The sequence below is a fragment of the Psychrobacter phenylpyruvicus DSM 7000 = NBRC 102152 genome (assembly GCF_000685805.1).
Taxonomy (GTDB): Bacteria; Pseudomonadota; Gammaproteobacteria; order Pseudomonadales; family Moraxellaceae; genus Psychrobacter; species Psychrobacter phenylpyruvicus.
This window is the reverse complement of record NZ_JMKP01000007.1, coordinates 26,141-46,867: the sequence shown is the minus strand read 5'-3', so window position 1 is coordinate 46,867 and position 20,727 is coordinate 26,141. Positions and strand designations below refer to the sequence as shown.

The 20,727-nt window shown below is 41.5% G+C and carries 15 protein-coding genes; 7 read left to right on the top strand and 8 right to left on the bottom strand.

Going from position 1 to position 20,727, the window contains the following annotated elements; translation table 11 throughout:
* Positions 1 to 48 precede the first annotated feature (48 nt).
* The 3 genes from G561_RS0104350 to G561_RS14945 all read right to left on the bottom strand — a co-directional run bounded on the left by G561_RS0104350 (position 49) and on the right by G561_RS14945 (position 2,325).
* Positions 49 to 855 (bottom strand): 4'-phosphopantetheinyl transferase family protein, encoded by an 807-nt coding sequence (locus tag G561_RS0104350; protein WP_028858456.1) that lies wholly within the window; start codon positions 853 to 855, stop codon positions 49 to 51.
* Between the two features lie 86 nt (positions 856 to 941).
* Positions 942 to 1,454: a peptidoglycan-associated lipoprotein Pal gene (pal, locus tag G561_RS0104345; protein ID WP_028858455.1), complete on the bottom strand. Its 513-nt coding sequence runs from the start codon at positions 1,452 to 1,454 to the stop codon at positions 942 to 944.
* 277 nt (positions 1,455 to 1,731) lie between these two features.
* A complete protein-coding gene (locus tag G561_RS14945; protein WP_051584361.1) occupies positions 1,732 to 2,325 on the bottom strand; it encodes a DUF6231 family protein in 594 nt (197 codons plus the stop codon).
* Between the two features lie 169 nt (positions 2,326 to 2,494).
* Between G561_RS14945 and pepN the strand changes: the two genes are divergently transcribed.
* Complete coding sequence (gene pepN, locus G561_RS0104335) at positions 2,495 to 5,185, top strand: aminopeptidase N (RefSeq protein WP_037031642.1); 2,691 nt, start codon at positions 2,495 to 2,497, stop codon at positions 5,183 to 5,185.
* A 173-nt stretch (positions 5,186 to 5,358) separates the two neighbouring features.
* Here the strand turns inward: pepN and G561_RS0104330 are convergent, their stop codons facing one another.
* Entirely contained in the window at positions 5,359 to 6,444 is a 1,086-nt protein-coding gene (locus tag G561_RS0104330; RefSeq protein ID WP_037031638.1) for a 3-deoxy-7-phosphoheptulonate synthase, read from the bottom strand.
* 364 nt (positions 6,445 to 6,808) lie between these two features.
* Between G561_RS0104330 and lpxB the strand changes: the two genes are divergently transcribed.
* Together lpxB and G561_RS0104320 are read left to right on the top strand one after the other, a co-directional pair.
* Positions 6,809 to 8,086: a lipid-A-disaccharide synthase gene (gene lpxB, locus G561_RS0104325; protein WP_028858452.1), complete on the top strand. Its 1,278-nt coding sequence runs from the start codon at positions 6,809 to 6,811 to the stop codon at positions 8,084 to 8,086.
* A 74-nt stretch (positions 8,087 to 8,160) separates the two neighbouring features.
* The gene (locus tag G561_RS0104320) at positions 8,161 to 9,072 is read left to right on the top strand and encodes a ribonuclease HII (protein WP_028858451.1); all 912 of its coding nucleotides are present in this window, start codon (positions 8,161 to 8,163) and stop codon (positions 9,070 to 9,072) included.
* 56 nt (positions 9,073 to 9,128) lie between these two features.
* Here the strand turns inward: G561_RS0104320 and G561_RS0104315 are convergent, their stop codons facing one another.
* The 4 genes from G561_RS0104315 to G561_RS0104300 form a co-directional block, all read right to left on the bottom strand.
* Positions 9,129 to 11,678 (bottom strand): esterase/lipase family protein, encoded by a 2,550-nt coding sequence (locus G561_RS0104315; RefSeq protein ID WP_227674028.1) that lies wholly within the window; start codon positions 11,676 to 11,678, stop codon positions 9,129 to 9,131.
* A 382-nt stretch (positions 11,679 to 12,060) separates the two neighbouring features.
* On the bottom strand, positions 12,061 to 12,969 hold the full coding sequence (locus G561_RS0104310) for a tetratricopeptide repeat protein (protein WP_037031633.1): 909 nt from the start codon (positions 12,967 to 12,969) through the stop codon (positions 12,061 to 12,063).
* 280 nt (positions 12,970 to 13,249) lie between these two features.
* Entirely contained in the window at positions 13,250 to 13,891 is a 642-nt protein-coding gene (gene coq7 / locus G561_RS0104305) for a 2-polyprenyl-3-methyl-6-methoxy-1,4-benzoquinone monooxygenase (protein ID WP_028858448.1), read from the bottom strand.
* Positions 13,892 to 14,056: 165 nt separating this feature from the next.
* The gene (locus G561_RS0104300; RefSeq protein WP_172462156.1) at positions 14,057 to 15,373 is read right to left on the bottom strand and encodes a L,D-transpeptidase family protein; all 1,317 of its coding nucleotides are present in this window, start codon (positions 15,371 to 15,373) and stop codon (positions 14,057 to 14,059) included.
* Between the two features lie 443 nt (positions 15,374 to 15,816).
* On the opposite strand from G561_RS0104300, the gene prmB reads away from it, so the two are divergent.
* The 4 genes from prmB to G561_RS0104280 all read left to right on the top strand — a co-directional run bounded on the left by prmB (position 15,817) and on the right by G561_RS0104280 (position 20,714).
* Positions 15,817 to 17,007 carry a 50S ribosomal protein L3 N(5)-glutamine methyltransferase gene (prmB, locus tag G561_RS13925; RefSeq protein ID WP_037031631.1) on the top strand — a complete coding sequence of 397 codons (1,191 nt, stop codon included), beginning with the start codon at positions 15,817 to 15,819 and terminating at the stop codon, positions 17,005 to 17,007.
* Between the two features lie 103 nt (positions 17,008 to 17,110).
* On the top strand, positions 17,111 to 18,214 hold the full coding sequence (aroC, locus tag G561_RS0104290) for a chorismate synthase (protein WP_028858446.1): 1,104 nt from the start codon (positions 17,111 to 17,113) through the stop codon (positions 18,212 to 18,214).
* Positions 18,215 to 18,626: 412 nt separating this feature from the next.
* Entirely contained in the window at positions 18,627 to 19,295 is a 669-nt protein-coding gene (locus G561_RS0104285; protein WP_081794367.1) for a nitroreductase family protein, read from the top strand.
* Positions 19,296 to 19,379: 84 nt separating this feature from the next.
* Positions 19,380 to 20,714, top strand: a complete 1,335-nt coding sequence (locus tag G561_RS0104280) for an NAD(P)H-dependent glycerol-3-phosphate dehydrogenase (protein ID WP_172462155.1) — start codon at positions 19,380 to 19,382, stop codon at positions 20,712 to 20,714.
* Positions 20,715 to 20,727: the final 13 nt, after the last annotated feature.

Genomic DNA, 20,727 nt, shown 5'->3' with positions numbered 1-20,727 from the left:
TTAATTGATACAGATAATAGGGCGGCCACTACACAGATAATAAGGCCACTACCAGATTGCGACTAAGTTTTCCGTTGTGATATAGACATAAGTAGTGATATTGGTAAGATCCGTTGAATCTTGATAACAGTAGCTCTGAGAAGCAGTGTTCTTATTGATATTGGTTGCATCATGGTGGCTTTTAGCAATCATAGGCATAAACTTCTGGGCAGCATGCAGCTTATTTTCTTTTAGTCCCGACAGTAAATTTGCATTGCTGGTTTTGTTTTTTTTGATAGAAGCTTCTTTTAACAACCATAAGAGTTTTACAGCTTGGGGTAAGTGGTTAGTATCTAATTGCGACAGCCAGTTTTTTTCCTCAAGTGTATAGTAGCGCTGGGCTACTTTAATTGACACTGGATTGACTTCTAAGTCTATACCTATTACTTGCTCGGTATGAATAGCGCAAGCAATCTTATTGCCAGAGTGGGTAAAGCAAACATAATAATTAAACGGTAATAGTCTATAAGGGTAGCTGCTTTCTGATAGACTGAGCCCTTTTATTTGGAGCAAGTTTACTCGTCTGCTTTTAGTATAAGTAAATGAACAACCTTTCATTTTCTCAAAGAAGAGATGATATAGTAGCTTTCTAACCGCAATTTTTTGAGCTTTAGACACAACGGGTTTGTTATCTGTCTTGCTATCTACTTTAGCACTTGCACTAATTTTGCTAGCGCTGTGATAGAGGAAGCTTGAGACGGCTAGGGTAACCGAAGTTTCTGGGGATAAAAAAGGTGAGGCATGACCTTGGGTATCAAAGCCAAAATAATGAGTATTAATTAAACAGATATCTTTGCTTGTGAGGTCAGAAGTCATGACAGTGGTTACTCTAGATACCAAAAACCCAGCCTAAGCTGGGTTTTTTTTGGTCGTTTGAAATTATCAAGTTAACAGCTAATAAATTAGTATGATAATTCAGCGCGACGGTTTTCAGCATGAGAAGCTTCATCAGTACCTGTGGCTACAGGGCGATCTTCACCATAACTAATGGTTTCAACGCGAGCATCAGCGATACCTTGAGAGGCTAAGTAGTTTTTTACTGCTTGAGCACGACGCTCACCTAAAGCATGGTTGTATTCACGGCTACCACGCTCGTCAGTATGACCAGCTACTAGGACAGCTGCATCAGGATGTTCCTTTAAGAAGGTAACTTGTTCATTTAAGACACTAGCAGCTTCAGCATCAATTTCACTGCTGTCAAAAGCAAAATGAACAATGCCACGTATATTTTGGGCCGCTGCTTGTACTTCTGCTGAGTTACTCACTAAAGGACCGGTTTGATAAGCTGCGTTACCAGGCACTGCCATAGGCGCTACTACAAACTCAGAAGTTTGTGGTTTGCTAGCACAGCCCACTGTGGTTAGAAGAGCCGCTGAAAGTAGACTAATTGCCGAAATTTTTAATGATGAATACATATTAGATCCTCAGATTCCTAAAAAGTGTTGTGAGCTTATGTTTTTACTTATGTTGTTGTAAATAGCTCGTTAACCAACACCACATGAATGGCCAAATACAGTTATTGTAAATATAGCACATTTAAAAGCAGATGTTACTTTATGTAAGTAGTTTTACTGTAAATTCATATCAGGATAATGACAAAGTTTTCAAAATTAAACAAGCATTTTATCTGACCGATAGAGGGTAAATTTATCCTATCGTTGCACCCTATTATCAAAACCCTATAACTTCAGACTACCATCGGTATTTATCAAAGTTTTCGGGGTTGGCCCAGTATTTGGCGTTGAGCCAATCCGGCCGCTGTTTATAGTCATATAGGTTAAATTGCCAACTAATAAAGTTCGGAAGCTCTTCGGCAGTTTCAATAGTCAGCGGAATATAGCCTAAGCTACTAAAGTTAAGTTCACTAGACGGCATATAGGTTAGCAATAAGCTTTGTTCGGCAAATAAATCACGCAGTCTAATAGCAATAGGGTTATAACTTGCTAAAGTGGGCTGTGTTTGAGTCTCATGGCTAGCCAAAGCTATATCTGGGTCAAAGGGCTGTATCAAGCAGCCTAGGGTATAGCGTCTATTGAAGGGTGCGTCCGTGAATTCAGCTAGGCTTAAACTATGAATTACCAGCTTAGGATTATTTTTCGACAGTAATTGACTGAGCTGCTCATTAATCTTGTTGTCACTGACCAACAAGATAGAGAGGGATGTTTGGTTGTCCTCATTATTATCTGCCTCAGAGTCTACGGTTATAGATAACTGATGAATGACTTGTAGAATATGAGAGGCAATAACATTTAGTTTTGAGCTAGATTTCGGGTTGGTTAATGACATAATTTGCACTTAGTAGGGTTGAGGTCTAGCGAGAGTAAAATAAAGATTATGATAGGAGATAAGTAACATATTTTACCGATCATGGGTTTAAAAATAGGCAGAATGTTACAATATATAGGCTATCACTACTGCTAAATAAAGACCATTTAATAAATATAAAGAGATCCCTATGACAGATTTAATCAATACCGATGCTAAAGATAACGTCATGATCGTGGACAGCATGACACCAGATGCGCCTGAACCTCACCCTGAAGCGCAACAGACAACGGTTGATGATGGCATAAAAAAAATATATCTAAAAGATTATACCCCGCCAAGCTATTCGGTCGAAAAAGTAGAGCTGGATATCAAGCTTTTTGAAGATCATGCCACAGTTGACAGTGTGTTGACCATGAAAAGACAGCACCCGGGAGATTTGGTGTTACTGGGTCAAAATATGGATCTGACAGCCATTAGTATAAATGATAAGGCGTTGGCAGAGGGTGATTATCAGCTTGATGAAAGTCAGTTGACTATCGCTGATGCCCCAGATGATGCTGTGGTAAAAATCAGTGTGCGTCATCAACCACAAAAAAACACTGAACTTGAGGGGCTGTATATCGCTGGAGAAGGCGATGAGGCTATGTTTGTGACCCAGTGTGAGCCAGAAGGCTTTCGTAAGATAACTTATTATCCAGATCGTCCCGACGTTTTATCGGTATTTACCACGCGCTTAGAGGCTGATAAGAAGTTTCCTACCTTGTTAGCCAATGGGGATCTTATTGACTCAGGGGAAGTGGAGGGAGATAGCAATCGTCACTATGCAATATGGCACGATGTGAGCAAGAAGCCAAGCTATCTTTTTGCTTGTGTCTTTGCAGATTTAGCAGTGTTAGAGGACAGCTATACCACCATCGAAGGCCGTGAGGTTAAGCTACAGATTTATGCAAAAGCTTATGATATTGATAAATGTCATGTTGCGATGCAAGCGTTAAAAGACTCTATGCACTGGGATGAAGTCAATTATGGTAGAGCCTATGATCTCGACCGTTATATGATTGTGGCGGTTAGTCAGTTCAATATGGGAGCGATGGAAAATAAAGGTCTAAATATTTTTAACACCTCTTGTGTGTTATCAAGTCCTGAGACCACGACCGATGCGCGCAGCTTTAGCGTGAAATCCATTATTGCCCATGAATATTTTCATAACTGGACCGGAAACCGTGTGACTTGTCGCGATTGGTTTCAGTTGTGCTTAAAAGAGGGGCTAACCGTCTATCGTGATCAGTCGTTCTCAGCCGATCATCAGTCGCCTGCAGTGCAGCGTATCGATGATGTGTCAATGCTACGCGCTCATCAGTTTACAGAAGATGCCGGTCCATTGGCGCATCCGCCGCGTCCCAGTAGCTTTGTTGAGATAAACAACTTCTATACTACCACTGTCTATGAAAAAGGGGCAGAAGTAGTGCGTATGCTAGCCAATACTTTAGGAGAAGAATATCGTCAAGGAACCGACACCTACTTTGAGCGGTATGATGGTCAGGCAGTAACTGTAGAAGATTGGCTATCGGCTTTAAGTGCCCACGGTAAATCTGTTGAGCACTTTATTGATTGGTATACTCAGCCAGGTACGCCGGAAGTATCAGGTCATCAAAGCTTTGAGCTGGATGAGAATAATGTTGGCAAGCTGACAGTGACTTTATCGCAAAAGACCCGCCAAGTGGATGGCTATGCTGCGCCAAAAGCATTGCCTATTCCTGTGGCTACAGCTTTATTTGATAGAAGCAGTGGTGAGCTAATCGAAGAGCGCTTGTTAATGCTAGAACAAGAGACACAAGACTTTGTCTTTGATAATGTGAGCACAGTAGATGGTATAGAGCCGATAGTATCTGTCCTGCGTGATTTTAGTGCTCCAGTACAAATGAAGTATCAATATAGCGAGACAGATTTGGCTTTCTTATTGGCTCATGAAACCAATGGCTTTAACCAGTGGCAAAGCGCTCAAGCCTTAGTAAATAAAATATTATTGCAAAATAACGAGCCAGACGTGTATCTCCAAGTCGTTAAAAAAGCGTTCTTAAGCTTGGTAGAAGAAGATGCAATGTTGGCAGCTAGAATTCTAGATATTCCTGCTGAGCGTGAGCTTGCTTCAGCGGTTAACAGTGACTATCAGCCAAGCGTTATGAAGCAAAAGCGTGACTTGTTAAAAACCAATCTTACCCAGTATATGGCCAATGACTGGCAACGGGTCTACCAGCAGCTACCAATAGAGGAATATGAGGACACGCCGCAAGCCAGAGGCAAGCGGGCACTACGTAATGTAGTACTAGATATGGCGCTTACTGCCGGTATCGAAGAAGCACATGACTGGGCTTACGAGCAGTATCAAAGTGCCAGCTGTATGACTGAGCGTTTGGGAGCCCTGAGTGCTATGGTCAACCATGAACATCCTAAAAAGCAAGAAGTGCTGGATGACTTTTATCAACGCTTTAATAAAGAAGCCTTGGTAATGGACCTGTGGTTTAGTGTCCAAGCAGGTGATGAGACGGCTTCAGTTGCTGATATTGCAGCCCTTATTGAGCGTAAAGACTTCGATTGGGGAACGCCCAATAGAATCCGCGCTGTGGTGGGTAGCTTTGCTGCACAGCCCACTAAGCTTTGGACTAAAGAAGGATTACAGACCTATATCGCTGTGGTGCAAAAGCTTGATGAAACCAACCCAGTATTGGCCTCACGTTTATTGCAGACACTATCACGCTGGTATACGTTAGCAGAGCCGGTACGGGCAGAAGCCAAGCAGCAGTTGCAGCAATTAAGTAAACACGTTAAGTCGAAAAACGTTACTGAAAGTCTGCATACTATGTTGAAGGCGGGCTAGTCTGAAGGCTTTTTTGTCAGAGTGCAGTTTAGTCTGTATCAGCAGCAAGCCTGTTATTTGTTCTTATTTATAGGTTGTTTTTCTTTATTTATATAAACAAAAAACGCCCGACATTAATGTCGGGCGTTTTTTTGGAATTTGGATGTCTAAGATTTGGAAGTCTAAACGCTAAATTAGCGGTTAGGCAACACATCCTTAATGGTGTTACGTAAGTTGCGAAGAGAGGCAACGGTGCTGTCCCAATCTAAGCAGCCATCTGTAATAGATTTGCCGTATTCAAGCTGACTTGGGTCGCCAGTTAGCTTTTGATTGCCACCCTTTAGGTGACTTTCAATCATAAGACCCATGATAGACTTGTTGCCATTTTTGATTTGCTCAGCCACGTTTTGGATGACCATAGGCTGTAAATAAGGGTCTTTACCTGAGTTGGCATGGCTTGAATCAATCATAATTTTCACCATGGCATTGCCTTTTTCAAGCTCGTTTTCAGCTTGTTCAACTGAAGACTGGTCATAGTTTGGCTTACCGTTACCGCCACGCAGTACTACGTGAGCGTATGGGTTGCCTTTTGATTTGATGATACAGACCTGACCATCGTTAGATAAGCCTAAGAAGTTATGACCTGATTTCACAGCATTCATAGCATTTACCGCGACAGTCATGCCACCATCAGTACCGTTCTTGAATCCAACAGGGCAAGATAAACCGGAGCTCATTTCGCGGTGAGTTTGGCTTTCAGTAGTACGTGCGCCAATGGCTGACCAGCTGATTAAGTCTTGTATGTACTGCGGCGTATTAGGGTCAAGTGCTTCTGTGGCACAGGGCAGACCTTTTTCATTCAAATCTAATAATAGCTTACGGGCGGTACGCAGACCTTTTTCTATATCGAAGCTATCATTCATATCAGGGTCGTTAATTAGACCTTTCCAGCCCACAGTGGTACGCGGTTTCTCGAAGTAGACGCGCATCACGATGTAAATACTGTCTTTCAGCTCTTCTGCAAGCTTAACCAATTTATCGGCATATTCATGAGCGGCTTTGACATCATGGATAGAGCAGGGACCAACCACTACTAGCAAGCGCTTATCAGTACCATCCAAAATATTCTGGATAGTAGTGCGACCGGTTAACACAGTGTTATAGGCAGCTTCAGATAAGGGATACTCAGCTTTTAGACTAGCAGGAGTAATTAAAGGGATAAATTTTTCAATATTCACGTCATCAATATCTGCTGTATGGGTGGTCGAATTTATAGTCATATTCATATTGCCTAGTTTAAAATATTGTTAAAAATATTGGGAAGTTAATTTTTGGTATAACGTTATAAGGTAAGTTGTGATAATTATAGGAGTAACTTATGAGCTTAAATATCATAGGTTTAAAATTCCCTTTAGCGCAAATATCTTTTAGCTAAATAAGTCATAACTTTTATTTAGGAATAACTTTATTATGGAGGCTTATTCTGATATTGACAAGTGTTAAGCTGTCCTTATTGCTTCATATAGGGAATGACCCTTACAAATTTTTGTTATACTGTTGGCTTGATTTGACGATTTGTATCATGCCTGTCATACCTAGAGTCTAAGTTCCTTCTAATCCTTTGATAATAAAGTAGAGTTAGCTATGTTAGCAAGTGCTTCAGGCCAGACCAAACCAATATATACTCAAGATCCCACCAAGCCGCTAGTGATTGGTATAGTTGCAGGAGAGGCTTCAGGGGACAGCTTGGGTGCAGATTTTATGGCTCAGGTAAATGATCTGATTGAAGAGGTCGTCTGGATAGGGGTTGGTGGGCCTAAGATGGAAGCGCAAGGACTAAAGTCCTTATTTCCCTTAGAGCGCTTGGCTGTAATGGGATTGGTTGAGGTAATGTCTCAGTTGCCTGACCTATTAAAAGCCCGATCAGAGTTGGTATCTGCTTTTACTAAGGCACAAATAGATTGGTTTATTGGAATTGATGCGCCAGATTTTAACTTGCGGGTAGCCAAAAAGCTAAAACCCAAAGGTATCTTTTGTGTGCAGTATGTGAGTCCCTCAATCTGGGCTTGGCGTGAATCTCGTATTGAGTCTATAAAGAAAGCCACTCACCTTGTCTTGTGTCTGTTCCCATTCGAGCTGGAAGTATATCAGCGTCACAACCACCCTGCGGTCTGTGTGGGTCATCCTTTACTACATAATCTACCAAAAGACTTGATAGAAATAGAAACCCATGAACAGCGACGTGAACTGATTTGGAATAACTCAGAGCTGCATAACTTTTTTGCCAATCGCAAAGAGGACATTAGCCAGATGATCTGCTTGATGCCAGGCTCTAGACGTTCAGAGATTAACGCTATTTTGCCTCTAATGCTAAATGCGGTGAGTCGACTGTTATTGGTCGATGAGAAGCTTTGCTTCGTTATCCCAACGATAGATAAAAATCATCAGTACATCGTAAAAGATTTAATAGAGCGTCAAGATGAATCTTTGAGGAAGGCTGTAGCGGTAGCTTATGATGAAACGCAGCAGCAACAAGACTTTAGCCATTCCATTATGGCGATGTCTGACCTGATAGTTTTGGCATCAGGAACAGCAACCTTAGAGGCGATGTTACTCAACCGTCCGATGGTCGTGGTGTATCAGATGAAGAAGCTGAGCTATGCTATAGCCAAGCGCTTGGTAAAAGTGCCTTATGTGTCATTGCCAAACATCTTAGCAGGGGAAGAGATTGTGCCTGAGCTTCTTCAGGAACAAGCTAATGGGGACAATATCTGCCGTACAGTAACACGGTTGATGACACCGCAGGCTTATCAAGAGCAGTTAACCCGTTTAGATGAAACCGCTACTTGGTTGAAGCAGCAAAGCAGTCAGAGTGCTGTGTCAGCTGTGGTGAATGCTTGGCATGATCATCTCAACCACTAGGCTTATGGATAAGTTATAGCACTAATACCGCCACTCATCCTCAATTTTTTATTAATCACTAAGCAGCTTTTTTAATGACTCCTTTTTATCATACCCTGACTGAATTAACCTTATCTCCTTCTACAGTCCAAAATAGCTTGCCTATGCCTTTGGCTGCTCCTATCAAAATTGAGGGCAGTATCGCGTCACAGCTATTAAAAGATGAGCTACAAAATCTTGAGCAGCCACTAACTAATACGGCTACTGATGCAGTTTCTCAAGATATTGACTTACTAACATTTGATATAGGTATTGATGAAGTAGGGCGGGGTCCTTTGTATGGCAGTGTGGTGGTCTCAGGAGCTGTATTACCTAAGAAGTGGTCTGCTGAAATTGAGCAAAATCCTTTGCAGGACACAGTATTATCGACACTCACTGACTCCAAAAAATTAACCGAGTCAAAGCGAGAGCGTCTTTTTGACCCCATAAAGCAGCACGCTCTGGCTTATATAATCGTTGAGATTCCTGCAGCGATTATCGATGAAGTCAATATTCTACAAGCCACTATGCTTGGTATGAGAGTGGCCGGCGAGCAGCTCATGATTGCTATTGTAGAAGCCTTGCGTTCAACTGTAACAGAGACAATGGAGCCTAGTGTTCGCTTTAATCTATTGGTAGATGGCAATAAATTACCAGATTTAGACTGGTCGTTATTACAACACTATGGTGTAGGCAGATTCCAAGGGTCAAGATGCTCAGTTTATGGTGAAGCGTGGGTAAAAGGTGATGCCCGTCACAGTGCTATCGCTGCAGCGAGTGTGTTGGCTAAAGTTAGCCGAGATAGGCAGCTTATCGTCGATGGAGCCAAATATCCAGGTTATGGTCTAGAGGGGCATAAAGGATATCCTACCAAAGCTCATATTGAAGCCATACAGCAGTTGGGTGTATTACCACAACACAGACGTAGCTTTAAGCCGATACAGCAAGCCCTACAACAACACAGATAAAATACAGACGCTTGATGCGTCTGTTTTTTTGGCCATTAATTTAATCCCCTAACAGGCTATTTATTTTCCTTATCAATGGGGTGCGCTTTTAGGTGCTGATGTAGGATTTTGCGTAGAGTTAATACTGCCTCTGGGGTATCTTGAATGCTATGACCCCCTTTAATAATTGTTTCTGAAGCGGCTCCTGCAAGATGAGAGCTGGAATAAGGAACAATCCCATCAGACACAGCAGGGGTGACTGTCTGGGCAATATTAGAGGTAATATCTTCGATTTCGACGTTATTTGCAGTATCCTTGCCACTATATTCACTGTTATTTTCTGAATTCGCGGAATTCTCATCAGCATTCTTAGCTGTACTCTCTTCATCTTCCTCTGCGAAGGTTGGTAGCGAGCTGACACCAGCAGTAAGTACCTCAGGAGTTGTCTCATCCGATAGGCTGGTACTAGGCGCTGTTGCTAGCTTCAGTCGCATAAAGCCATTGTAAATATCAGAGTCTCTATTAGCAATAATAGAGTGATAGGTCACGTCATCAGCAATTTGTAAATCTGAGGTTAGCTTCATAAAAGACGACTTATCACTTAATTGACTGGCCCCGTTTTGGAAATAAAGCGCCCCAAGAGGGTTACTAGCAAGCTCGCCTTCACTGGCGATACTGGCTAGGTTTCCGGTAATGGTTTGGATAAAGCCAAGTGGCAAATGCACCACGCGTCTTAACAGCTGAGTAAACCATCTATCAGCGAAATCTGTCCCTCTAAATGGAGCAGAAATAAAGACTGCGGTATCGACACTTTTAAGCTGCTTTAATTGTAGTCTATTCAGCACATTCTCTTTATCTAACTCATTGCTAACCAGTTTACTGAGACGTAAGGTGCTTTGTTCTTGGCTCAAGCGGTGGAAGTTATCTTGAAGGTTTTCATTAGAAACTAACATGCGTCCAATAACTGCGCCCATGCTGTGACCAATTAACACCGAGTTTTGACTGGCTATATGCTGTGAATTAGGGTCATTAATTTTGTAGGCACTCTCAATAAGCTCCTGAATTCTATAGCGGTTTTCTAAAATTGGGATATTTGTGGGATAAAAGATTTGCCAAACTTGATAGTTTTCGCGTAGCTCGTTATCACTGGAGATATCGTTGGTAACACTAATCCAAGTGGCTGGGCTTGAGGCCAATCCGTGTAGCATAATAATAATACGCTTATTAGGATCATAAGGCTCAAGCATGAATAGCTGAGGCAATACTAAGCTTTGCTGCTTAGATAATAGGTTGAAGTAGCCCACATTATCTAGTCTGTTTTCGGCCAACCACATGCCATAACTTGCCGAGAAGTTAGCGGCTAAATAGTAAGGTTCACCAAGAATATTGATACTTTCGGTATGATGTGGGTTATAAAAGTTAATGTCGTAACTATTACTGTCCAATACCTCATTTAGGGTAGTTCCATGCGGCAAAACTACGCCGGTCAATAGCAAGTTGCCAGTTAGGTGAATCCTATCAAGTGGGTTTTCTGAATTCAGTTTCTTATTATCTGAAGTAATTAAGCCTTTCACTGAAGTATCAAGACGCTCGTCAAATAGGGTGACGTAGCTGATACCAACGCCTTCTCGTTCACTGATACTATTTAGGCCGGAGAAGCTTAGATCATGGCTGGCATAAAGCTCATCTATACTCTTATTATGAGTTTCAGTATTTTGTAGGTACTCAGGCTCATTGGGTAAATAAAGATCAATAGAGGTGGTTACCCCTTGATTTATTGAAGAGTCAAGATCAGTAACGGTTTCATCATCATCATTATCATTACCCGATGATGCTGACCGCTCTACCTCTTTTTTCTTCATCAAAATATTAGTTAGATATTTATCTTCTTCAATAGGAGGGAAGGTGAAGTTAAGAACTTTTATTTGTTGCCCATATTTAATCCCATTGGCATAGTCTAACTCATTAATTTTAGATTGTTTGCTATCAGTGACAAGCTCTGGACTGATAAAAGAGGTTATTTTATCAGATTGCTGGGTATGATCTTTATTAGAGTAAAGCTGCTTAATTAGGGCATCAGAGGCTGCTTCATAAACATCCTGAGTTTGAATGTCTAAATTAGTCGATAATTTATTAGGTTTGGTCTTTATCTTATGATCTATTGTGCCCCTAGGATTTAATTGAGCATAGAACAGATAGGCATAACTGTACTTAATAGCATTTAATAAGTTATCTCGATAAGCAGTATTACACTCTCGTAAATACAGAAGCATATCAGCATACTGTTCATCCGACATAGGGGCATTAGCGTAGTAAGGATCAATAGGCGGGCGGGTGATTCTCTGCACACATCTCTCAGATTCCGCAATGGCTTTAGCTTTGGCTAAGTGCAGCTCGGCTAATAATGCCAAATGCTCCTTATTGTTTTTGTTTAAGATGCCTTTATTCACCCTACTCAAACATTTATTAAAATCCTCTAAGCACTGATCTTCAGGCATACCTACTGAAAGTAGTTGAGAGGTGCTTTTATTGCTTAAGGTAGCCCGAGTGACAATATTACCTCGATTGTTAGCAATAGTCCTACTTGAGCTTTGTTCGCTAACAGAAACGGTGCTACAAGAAGCCATGACTAAAATGCTTGAGGCTAAAGCAAGGCAAGTAGTCAGTTTAGATTTTTTGAAATTACTATGCATAAATATGGCCATAATCAATGACTTAGACAATAAAACTGTACGTTTTATTCATTTAAATAAATAGAGAGAAAGGGCAGGTTATCAAAATTAATAATACCTCATTTTTGAGGAATTAGTATGACAATAGAACAGAAAATATTAGGGGAGTTCAGGCTGTAGATTTGTGATAATAGAAAGTTTAAGAAATAATAGAGGAAGTGCCAAAACAATAAAGCCACAATTAAGTGGCTTTATCTTTAAGCAATATTAGTTCGGCTACTATTAATAAAAAGAATAAATTGCAAGCTGCTATCTTTTTATTGGCTTTTTATTAGCCTTATTTAGCCACAGGTAAGTCCCAAATATAGTATTCACCTGCTTCTACAATTTCAATTTGCTTAGCAATAGTGGCATCATCAGGATGTTTTTGCTGTAAAGCTTTCAAACGAGACAGCGCTGCAGGGCGGTTGTCATTAAGTAAGTCGGCTTGTGCTAAGCTTTGCTCAGCTTCTTTATAGCTTTGAGAGGCCGCTTTCATTAGGTATTTTTTACCTTCTTTGAAGCCACCGCCTTCAGACAACATCATGCCATAGATAAAGTTTGCCTCAGCACTCTCAGGCTGTCTATCGATCGCTTTAGCGATAAAAGTACTGCCACGTACTGCGAAGTCAGAGCCTAAGTCTAAGTTACGACCCATACCATTTAATTTAGCAGCTCTTAGTAAAACTTCGTAGGAAGCATTTTCATCTTCAGCAAAAGGACGTAGCCACTGTTCTAACTCTTTAAGCTTCTCTTTGGCATAATAAAGATCAGATTTGCTATTGAAGTTAGGTGGATAGTGACGAGCATTCGGGCTGATTTCATCAATAAAATCATCTAATAAGCTCACATCCAACTGATCATTTGGGTTGATGCGAGTTTTGGGGATTAATACTGTGGCAATGTAGTTGACATCAGATACCGAAACGGTTGGGGTTGGGATACCAGGTAACTGAGTGGCTGTGATGTCTACTGAATTAATTAAAGGATCATTTTTTAATTCATTGGCATCATACTTAACCTTAAAAACTTTACCCCCAGTAGTGTCTGCCTCGATGGCAGCGGCCGTATCAGTAGTATCATCTACCACCACTGCGCTGCCTGGAGCTGTGCTAGTACCAGAGGTGGGTAGAGACTCACAACCTGTAGCAACCAAGCTTACTAAAAAAGCGCTTGAAATAAGTTTAGCAGATACCGATTTATTCATTATTAGGTCCTTATAATCAATATTAATTAATGATGCGGGTTATATATCCAAAATTAGACAACTAGAACAGCGATTCAATCTATCCGACTATTTGATAATCATTGACTCAACAATTGAACTCGCCAGCTAGAATTATTCAGTATAATAAGTGCTATAAGATAGCAACTTTATAGAAGGCATTAAAGGGGTCAGTTGTAAACTTTGATTATCATTTGCTAGTAAAAAGGTTGTTTTATTTGGTTTGATAAAACGTTTAATAACAACCACTCCGAGTTAATAATTACAAATGATAAGCCAAGCCCTTCATGCGATTTGCCATCCAGCGCATTGACACTCTAACAGGGGCTGATAGCGCTTTACCGCCATGATTAAGGGCGGCCTCACGATGCTCAAGTTCTTCAATATTCATTTGAGCCAAAATCTCTTTACTGCGAATATCTTGTTCTGGCAATAAAGCAATGTGCTCTTGGAGGTGCTCACTAACTTGAGCTTCTGTCTCAGCTACGAAACCTAAACTAAATTCATCAGAAATAAGTCCAGCAATAGCGCCTAGACCAAATGACAGTCCATACCAAACTGGGGTAAACACGCTGGGGTGGCTGCCTAATTCATCCAGACGAGTTTCACACCATACCAAATGATCAATTTCTTCATCAGCAGAGTGTTGCATCGCCTGTTTAACTTGGTTGTCTTTTGCGGTAAAGGCTTGACCATGATATAGGCCTTGAGCACAGACTTCACCGGTGTGATTAATACGCATAAGCCCCGCCACATGGCGAGACTCATTGATAGAAAGCTCAGGCATTTTATCAGAGCTGACAGGTAAGGGGCGCGCAGTCTGATTTGAATGGGGGATTATGGAGCGCAAACTGCTATCAAAGCCAACAATAGCACGATCTATAATACTCAATTTTTTTGACATAACGAGCCCTTATCTACTTGTTATTGATTTATCTTCGTCAATATTTATTATCAGCAGCGTTTAGCCAGTTACTGACACAAACTCAGTTATTAACAATACTAATTAATATAGGTACTAATTAATATAGGTACTGGCTAAGGGTGCGACAACAATTAAATGGACATCTTATTTAAGTTCTACTGTAGCCCCATTTTCAATATTTGCATAGACCTCAAGTACATCCCAGTTGGTCAGACGTACACAGCCTGCAGAAGCTTGACGGCTAATACCTTCTGGAACTGGCGAACCATGGATACCATAAGAAGGTTTAGATAAGCCCATCCACACGACACCTACAGGGTTATTGGGTCCTGGAGGAAGCATGAACACATCTTTTTTATCGCCGTTTTTCACAGTAGATTTATACCAAGGCATTTTTACCTTGTTAACAATCTTAAAGGTACCAGTCGGTGATGGAGTTGCGGTACTACCAACAGTCGTTGGATAAGTGGCTACCAACTTATCTCCGTTATAGGCATATAAAGTTTTGGTTGCTTTGTCAGCCACCACGCGATTAATTTTAGCCTTTAATGGAGTGCCTACGTTAATAACGGTAATGGTTTCACCTTCGGTAAAGCTCTTGCCTTTGTTTAGCTTCTCAAGATAGCGAACATCCATGTGAAAGCGTTCGCCTAACATCTCTTTGATGTTTTGATAATATAGGCCTTTCATCTTAGATTTGGCTTCTGAACCAGAAGGAGTCTGCGCAAAGTTGGTATTGACATCGTCTTTGGTTAAAGTGTATTCGACCAATACTGGCTGATTTGGGTCGATATTCTTGGTTAAGGCATCCCAAGTGGCTGCGTTCATTTTACCAGTGCTAGGTAAGCCTTTCATAGTCTGGAAGTTAGCTAGAGCTTTGGTACTATTCATACCCCAGCCACCATCAATAGGACCTGGTGAAGCATGGTTCCAGTCTAGTAGGGCTTGCATTTTCACAGTCATAGCTGTGTTTCTGCGCATATTTGGAGTCCAGACAGCACTGTTTACTGCACGGGCATAGTTTGAAAGGTTAGTGGTTTTGTAGACTTTACCGTCTTTGTTTTCGATACTCTTAATAGAGTCATCATCAATAGTAGGGCTAGCGATTGCTACAGCCTGACCAGAGTCTTCATCATCTTTACTTTGTTCGGCGATTTCATTTTTGACCTGATTTTGAATGGCAATATCGTCAGCGTCATCATTGGCCAACTCAGCACTTTCATCTGCCAACTCAGCATTTTTATCTGCTTGCTTCGCTTGCTCAGCGGCAGCACGTTGGTTTGCAGTTTCAGTGTCATTAATTAACTTCTGAAGGCTATCAACTGGCTTAGCCTTAGGAGTTGTCTCAGCAATTGCGGAGCCACTAAAAGCAAATAAGGTAGCTGCAACAGCAGTTGCTAGTAGCTTAGGAGCGAATTTAGTTGGCAGGTTGGTAAGGGTAAGTTTAGCGTTCATAGTCATACAGTTATTCACAATAAAAAAGGTGCTGCTATTATGCGACGAAAAGCAGCTAGTGGCAAATGTTTACCACAAAATAGAAAGTAACCGTAACAATTGTGCTATTTAAAGCTTACGTTAATATAGAAAGAAGGGTTTTGCGGTATTAAAAGACGCTTTATTCTTGTTTTATATAGGCAGCGTTTTGACAAAGCGACCTTTAAAGCTGAGTCTTGGGACTAAAGTGTTAAGTGAGAATTATAATAGCTTGTGAAATAAAGCACCTGACAAAAAAACAATACCTGACAAAAAATAGTGTGTTGCAAACAATGTTGGTTATAATGGATAAGCCTGTAAAGCTTATTCGAACTTTTTATTAATATCGGATTTTATGATTATCAGATAGAATGAGTCACAAGAAGCTTTACTTTATAAATTAACTCAGTAATGGGAATAGCAGATTAACTATGTCAACAGATAATTCAAATCTAGACAATACCCCTAATGCAAATGCCTCTTTATCTTCATTGGATGCCCAAGCCTTACTGGCCCAAATCCAAGGCTCTGAAGAAGCAGACTTGCAACAAGATACGTTCGATAACTCGTTAAATGGTGAATTTGATGAATTATTAGCCGCTAGTCATGAAGCTGCCGAGTCACTTTATACCATTCGTGACTTTATCCGCTTTTGTGTGACTCAGCTGCGCACTTATGATGTGGTGGTAGCGCAAGGGACCAATGATGTCTTTGCAGAAGCAGCCGCTATTGTATTGCATACTTTATCGCTTGATTGGTCTGCTGATGAGCAAATCCTTGACTGCCGTCTAACCTCTTCAGAAAAATCAGAGGTCTTGTCCTTATTGCAGTCGCGTATTGTATATCGTCAACCTTTAAGCTATCTGGTTAATTTGGCTTACTTTTGTGATCTGCCTTTTTATGTGGATGAGCGTGTGCTTATTCCAAGATCACCAATCGCTGAGTTAATCCGTCAGCAGTTCTACCCCTACTTTGAGATCAATGAGCTTGCTCAGCCATTAGGGGCCGACTCAACCCCTGATATGCCGTCTTTTTACTTACATGGACTAGAGGATAAGCAGCTTTATCAGCCAGAGCGTATTTTAGATCTTTGTACCGGTTCAGCATGTATAGCAGTGGCACTTGCCAGCAGGTTTAGAGATGCCTTAGTTGATGCAGCAGACATTGATAATTCAGCGTTAGAAGTGGCAGCAGTCAACGTAGAGCATCATGGTATGGAACATCAACTAAATCTAATTCAGTCTGATTTATTTGAGAAGATTCCTGCTGAAAACCAGTACGAACTGATTGTTACCAACCCTCCGTATGTAGATGCAGCAGCGATGGCAGAGCTTCCTCCAGAATTTATCCATGAGCCAGAGCATGCATTGGCTGCTGGTCAAGATGGCTTAGACTTAGTTCATAAGATTTTAAATGAAGCCGCGGACTATTTGTCTCCAGAAGGTTTGCTAGTATGTGAAGTAGGGGATAGTGATTGGGCATTACGTCAAGCTTATCCTGAAATTCAATTTAACTGGTTGAGCTTTGCCCGTGGCGGTAGCGGCGTTTTTGCTATCGATCGTGATGAGTTATTAAATAATCGTCATTTATTTGCAGCCCAAGTAGCACAGCTAGATTCGTAAGAATTAAAGTAACGCACTGCCCATCCATAGATAGGACTTGTGAAAGTGACACAGCTTGATAAAGTGGATGGGTAAAATTAATTAGAAAAAATGAGCATAAGTTATGGCAGGGAACAGTATTGGACAGGTGTTTAGGGTAACCACTTGTGGGGAATCACATGGCGAGGGATTGTTGGCGATAGTGGATGGGGTACCGCCAGGTATGGAGTTAAGCAGCGCTGATCTACAAGTTGATTTAGATCGCCGTAAGCCTGGTACTTCTAAATTTGCTACCCAGCGCCGTGAGCCTGATGAGGTGGAAATTATTTCTGGGGTGTTTGAAGGCAAAACCACAGGCACCTCGATTGGTTTATTGATTCGTAATACTAACCAGAAGTCAAAAGACTATAGCGATATCAAAGATACCTTTCGACCGGGTCATGCCGACTATACTTATAGCATGAAGTATGGCTTTCGTGACTATCGAGGCGGAGGTCGTTCTTCAGCCCGAGAAACAGCCATGAGAGTAGCGGCTGGCGCGATTGCTAAAAAGTACTTGCAACAGCGTCTTGGTGTTGTGATTCAAGGTCATGTGGTACAGATAGGCAATGAAACCACGGCGGTACAAGACCCGGCTAATATTGATTGGCAGTTTGTAAATAGCAATCCTTTTTTCTGCGCCGATGCCGAAGCCATTCCAAGATTTGAGGCATTAATTGAACGTCTAAGAAGAGAAGGCACTAGCTGTGGAGCAAAACTTGAGGTTATCGCCTCCGGTGTTCCTGTAGGTCTAGGGGAGCCTGTCTTTGACCGCCTAGATGCCGATATTGCACATGCCATGATGAGTATCAACGCGGTAAAAGGGGTAGAAATTGGTGATGGTATGAGCGTGGCGGAACAGTTTGGACACAGCTCTCGTGATGAGTTGACGCCAGAAGGCTTCACTGCCAACCATGCAGGGGGTATCTTGGGTGGTATCTCGTCAGGTCAAGACATTAAAGTGAGCATCGCGCTTAAGCCCACCTCCAGTATCACTACTCCAGGCAAGAGCATCGATGTAGAGGGAAATGCCATTGAGATGTTGACCAAAGGTCGTCATGATCCTTGTGTCGGTGTTAGAGCAACCCCTATTGCTGAAGCTATGCTAGCCATCGTATTGCTAGATCATTATCTACGTCATCGTGGTCAGAATGCTGATGTATCACCGCCAATCTCTGCCATTACTTAATAATACCGCTACAAGCTAAGGTCTGCTTATTTACAGTCTACTGCTGCTTAAGACGCAGTGGACTGTCATTTGTAGCACTGACAGCCTGCATATCTTTTGGGCTTGAAAAAACAGACCCAGTCTATTGAATTAATTCTATATTATGTCAGTTTTTTGCATATGTACTACCTTGTCTTTTTTTAAAGGGTTAGATAAGTAGCAGTTTGGTAAAAAATACTGTAAAAAATAAGATAAGTACCAATATATATAGATAAGTAGCAAATATATAAACGACAAAAAATTTAATTAGATAGTTAATATTGATATAACAATATTTAAATGAGGGACAGGGTAAAATAACCCGATAATAAGCTGTTATTAATACAGTTTATAGTTACCCTAGATAAAGGAATAATTATAAATAGAGGCTATTATGACCGATCAGAACGTTGATAATGATTTGATGACCAATAAAAACAGTAAGATAAAAAATACAGAAACCAATGCTCAGTCGGCACAGGTCACAGACGAGCAAGTTATTAACTGGATAAAGTCACGTCGTAGTATTGGCAATTTGACTATACCTGCTCCCAAAGAAAACCAAGTTGAGGCAGCCATTGCGTGTGCGATGACGGCCCCTGATCACAAGAAGCTACAGCCCTGGCGCTTTATCATCACAGAAGGCCAAAGAAGACATGCTCTTGGTCGGGCGCTATTAGCAGCAGCCGAAGCAAAAGCGCTGCGTGAAGGGATAGAGCTGGATGAACGTACCATTGAAAAAACGTTAAAGATGCCATTAAGAGCGCCCATGATTATCACTGTGGTTACCCGTATGCAATACCACGAGAAGGTGCCAGCTTTCGAGCAGCTATTGAGTACAGGGGCGGCAGTACAAAATCTATTATTGGCCCTAAAAGCACAAGGATTTAATACGGTTTGGCGTACAGGAACTTTAGCCAACGAGCCTGCGGTTAAGAGCTATTTTAATGTGGGTTCGGAGGACTATGTCGCAGCTTTTGTGTATGTGGGAAGCACTCATTGCCAGATGCCAAGTCGAGGTGAAATTGATACGGTAGATTTTATCACTTATGACGCAGAATAAATGAGAGATTAATTCGCAGCGTCCACCACTTTTTATAAAACATTTAAAAAACTTAAATCTGTTACAACTATAGAGAGCAAGCTTATGTCAGCTGACAAAAAAAATAGTGAAGTCGAAGATAAAGACATGGATCACGATGAGTCTATGAGCAATACAGACACAGACGCTACCGAGGCAGAGGATGCAAAGTCGGCTGAAGAGAAGTCTGTATTTAACTCTGGTATTTTGGCCAGTCTTTTTGAAAGAGCTACCAAAGGGGCTAGAACTAAGCGTGAGCAATCCGCCATTGACCCAGAAGAGATTGAAAAAAAAGTGCGCAGTAATATGAGCAAACCGAAAGGGGGTACTCCTCCCCATCAACTGCGTTTGGCTTTTTTGGGAGGGGGTAGCTTTGGTACTGCTATGTCGAATTTAGCAGCCCGTAATGGCTGTGATTCAACCCTATGGGTTCGTAATAAGCGTACCGTGAAGTCTTTGCAAAGAAGCCGGGTAAATAAAAAGTACTTGCCAGGCTATACTTTAGATGAGCGCTTGAAGTACGAGCATGATTTAAAAGCTGCTGTGCAAGATAAAGACATTATTTTTGTGGCAGTGCCCAGCTCTGCATTTAGAGAGACTCTAAAAAATATTCGCCCTTATTTAACTGGGCAGTCTATTGTGTCTTTAACCAAAGGTATGGAGAAGGATACGTTTAGTTTGATGAGTGATATCATCGAGCAAGAGCTGCCAGAAGTGAACTTCGGGGTAATGTCTGGTCCTAACTTGGCGGTTGAAATTATGCAGAATATGCCTTCTGCATCGGTCATTGCCAGTGACTCAGAATTACTGCGTCATGCAGTTCAATCTGCGCTGCACAGTGCCTTCTTTAGAATATTTGCCTCCGATGACGTCAAAGGTGTCGAGCTTGGTGGTGCATTAAAGAATATTTACGCCATCGCTATGGGTATGGCGGCCTCTTATAATGTGGGTGAAAACACCAAAGCCATGCTATTGACCCGTGCTCTGGCTGAGATGAGCCGCTTTGGTGTTGCTTCTGGAGCCAATCCTTTAACCTTCTTAGGCTTGTCAGGGGTTGGTGACTTATACGCAACCTGTAGCTCAGAGCTAAGCCGTAACTACCGCATTGGTAATATGTTGGGTAAAGGCATGAGCTTGGAGGCAGCAATCAAAAAGCTTGGTCAAACCGCTGAGGGGGTCAATACCATTCAGCAAGTGCATGAAAAAGCGATGAAGCTTGGGATATATATGCCCATCACTCACGCGTTACATGCGGTTATATATGATGACCAAGCTGCGCTAGGCGTGGCTTTACACTTAATGGAGTCGGGCTTTAGAAGTGATGTTGAGTTCGTTATGCCTCATGAATATACCAATGAGGCATTAAATGCTCGAATGACAGCAAGTTTGCCGGATAAATAGGACGGATAAAATT